The following is a 3,465-nucleotide window of genomic DNA, read 5'->3' on the forward strand; positions in this document are numbered from 1 at the left end:
TAGCCACACCGGTCAGTCATATTTAACACTTTGGGAGCACACAAAACGTAGCTTTTATGGATCATTTTTATTGCTAATTACTTCGCTTGCAGTTGCTTTTTTAATTTTACGTGCTGTATTCAAGCCTTTAAGAGCGGTTGAAAATCAGGCTCACCTTGTTACTCGTAAACGATTTACGTTAAACGAAGAGATCCCTATTGCTCGCGAGTTACGAACAGTCACTAAAGCAATTAATAATATGGTTATTAATTTACAAAGTACGTTTGATTCGCTTACAAAGCAAACTCAAATGCTTACAGAAGAAGTATATATAGATCCCCTGACTGGGCTGGGTAATCGTAAATCGTTTGAGAATCATTTTAATTCTGTTACCGGTACTATAACAGCTGATACACCAATAACTGCGATGATGATTACTCTTCCCTCACTTGCAAATATAAATCAATCTGTAAGTTACCAGGATGGCGATGAACATGTGATCGATGTAACGACTACTTTGAAAAACATTATCGGTGATCTAACTAACTCAAAGATATTTAGATTAAATGGTAGTACGTTTATTGCTTTGTCACCTTTTGATGAAGTGTTTTTAAACAAAACCCGATTAGAAATTACAGACGCTTTCAGCCAAAAGAAAAATAGTTTACACATAAATGGCTTTGCTAATTTTGCGCTGCTCGCCCTTGAAAAAAAATCATCTATTGGTAGTGTATTATCAGAATTAGATACCGGTAGCACAATCGGTAATAAAGTTAATCTAAACAAGGTAGACAAAGACACCCTATTTAGTGTTAAACAATGGCGCGCACTTATTCAATCAATTATTGATTCTGGCGATGTAAGTTTTTCAGTCCAGCCTGTTAAACGTGCTAATTCACAAAATAAACAATGCTATTTTGAGGTCTTTGCACACTTTATTCATGATGGTGAAAGGATAAATAATAGTCACTTATTCGCTATGGCTGAAAAACTTAACTTAACAGAAGAACTAGATAAAAAACTTATTCGAAGCTTTGTAAATATTAAAGAACAATATCCTAATGACGTATTTGCATTGAATGTGAGTAAAGCATCGTTATACTCAACCGATTTTATTCAATGGCTTACGCTTTACGCAAACGCTAAGCCAGTAATTAAAACTAATTTAATTTTTGAGCTTCATGAGATTAGCTTACTCTATAATGTTCATATAGCATCTATGCACATAGATGCTATTAAAGACATTGGGATTAGTGTGTGTGTTGAGCACTTTGGTACTAGTTTAACGTCGTTTAGATATTTACAGGGTCTTGATATTGAGTACGTAAAAATTGACGGTAGCTATATACAAGACTTATTAGATAACACGCAGAGTCAGTTTTTTATTCAAACCGTTAATAATATTTGTCATGGCTTTGGAATTAAGGTTTTAGCTTGTTTAATTGAAAAACCTGAGACATTAAAGATGCTTGAAAACTTAGGGTGTGATGGTGTGCAAGGAAATTTAATTATGTCACCTTCAAAAATCACCAAAGAAAGAGGTGAAAATACAAATAAAGAGTTTACTTTCTGCGCTGATACGCTAAAATTTTGTAATTAAATTTTTTATCATGGGATGATAAATGAAAACACTTATTTTAGCCGGTTTAATAGCTAGTGCATTTGCTGTTTCAGCATTACCTGTTTATGCACAAACAAGCACTGATACAGTTGTACAAAAACAGAGTATGGACTCTATACTTAATATTCTAAATAATGCGGATTCAGATACATCTCCAGAAGAATTAAAAAAGGATTTAGTTGATGCTATCAATCTATTATGTCAAAGCGATGAAGATACCCCAAAAAATATCGAACTTGACTTAAAATCTGGTCGATGCTCAGCAGCTGATATTGATAAAATGATTACAGAAGTTGTTGCTGCTCTCGGCGTAGACAACGCATTAATTAGTGACTTTTTAACTTCACTTGTAGCTTCAGGAATCAACAGCGACGCTGTAACACTAGCAGCTATCATTGCTGGTGTTGATGCAACTATAGCATCTGAAGCAACTGCGGCTGGTCCTACTATAACTCCAGCAGTACCTGTTATTGTTAATTTGCCAATACCTATTATACCTCCTGGTGCCGGTGGTACTGGTGGTGATACTGGAATTTCTGAAGTCGGTAACTAATACCCATTGTTAAATATAATATAAACGCAGCCTTTGAGCTGCGTTTTTACTTTTGAGTTTACTTTGAATCGCTTTATATTTTTTTTGCTGTGTGCAATATTATTTTTGCTGCCTATTCCTCTGGGTAGCTATCGTCCGTGGGCCATTTTGGCAATGGGCATTTTAATTGGTGCTACATTTTTAGTTCACCTAATTAACTGCACTTTTAATGATAAGCAACCCCTTTACCCTCCTTTATACTCTTGGCCTTTATTTAGTGCTCTTGGTATTGTTGTTTTAATTTGCAGTGTGCAGTTACTAGGCATTAGCATTGATCCTTTTCAGACCAAGCAAATGCTAATTAAAACTAGTTTTATAATACTATTTTGCTGGTTAATATTGATTTATTGTAATGACGACCAACGGATTAAAAAACTTATTTACACTATTATTTGTGCGGGTGTATTTCAAGCCTTGTACGCTAGTTACTTAAATCTATCCCCCGATATCGTTAGCCCTTTGTTTGGCTACAGGCATACCGAGCGTGCTATTGGCACTTTTACCTACTCTAACTTTTTAGCTAATTTTTTAGCCCTATGTTTATGCTTAGGTATTGGCGTTTTAGTAAGTGAGTTAAAACGCTCTGACAGTGGCTATAAACAAACATTTAAACAAACTTTACGTGCCTGGGCGGAACTACTTTTAAGCTCAAAAATTATTTTACGTATCTCGCTGATTATAATTATTGTGGCACTTATATTAACGCGTAGCCGTATGGGTAATTCGGCATTTTTTATTGCATTAATTGTTGTAAGTTTTTTAGCTTTATTTATATATAAGAATAAGCCAAAAGCGTTTAAGCCTTTAATTATAAGTTTTTTTATTATTGATTTAATAATTATTGGTGCAATTTTTGACGTTGAAAAAGTTAAACAGCGAATTAGCGAAACAAGTATTCAATCAGAATCACGAGATGAAGTAGTCCGAGACTCAATTCCACTGATTTTAGATAAACCTTTATTGGGCTCTGGTGGTGGTACATTTTATACGGCGTTTCCGGCGTATCAATCTGAGCCTTATTCTGGTTATTACGATAACGCCCATAACGATTACGTACAGTTTGCAGTAGAGCTGGGGATACCCGCTACAGCTGCACTAGGTTCACTTATACTCTATTGTTTATGGTTATGTGTTAATACGATGCGAAAACGTAAAACGGCGCTTTTTCAAGGAGTGGCTTTTGGGTGCGCAATTGCGATTATAGCGATGTTATTACACTCATCTGTAGATTACTCATTTCAAGCAGGTGCTAATTCGATGTTATTTATGGCGG

Annotated in this window: 3 protein-coding genes (1 of these 3 cut by a window edge); all 3 read left to right on the plus strand. The window is 35.1% G+C overall.

Annotated elements, in window-relative coordinates; translation table 11 throughout:
• On the plus strand, positions 1-1,579 hold the 3' portion of the coding sequence (locus L647_RS0116595; RefSeq protein WP_024612053.1) for an EAL domain-containing protein. 419 nt of this gene lie to the left of the window's left edge; 1,579 of the gene's 1,998 nt are visible here — the last part of the coding sequence; the start codon falls outside the window, past its left edge; its stop codon occupies positions 1,577-1,579.
• 22 nt (positions 1,580-1,601) lie between these two features.
• Positions 1,602-2,153, plus strand: a complete 552-nt coding sequence (locus L647_RS0116600) for a hypothetical protein (protein ID WP_024612054.1) — start codon at positions 1,602-1,604, stop codon at positions 2,151-2,153.
• A gap of 63 nt (positions 2,154-2,216) precedes the next feature.
• Positions 2,217-3,465, plus strand: a 1,249-nt coding sequence (locus L647_RS0116605; protein ID WP_216712740.1) for an O-antigen ligase family protein, incomplete at its 3' end; no start/stop codon positions are given.

Source organism: Pseudoalteromonas sp. TB64 (genome assembly GCF_000498095.1).
Taxonomy (GTDB): Bacteria; Pseudomonadota; Gammaproteobacteria; order Enterobacterales; family Alteromonadaceae; genus Pseudoalteromonas.

Bases quoted from the DNA above. Each gene is read 5' to 3' on its own strand.
- L647_RS0116600 (WP_024612054.1), top strand. From the start codon at position 1,602: ATGAAAACACTTATTTTAGCCGGTTTAATAGCTAGTGCATTTGCTGTT.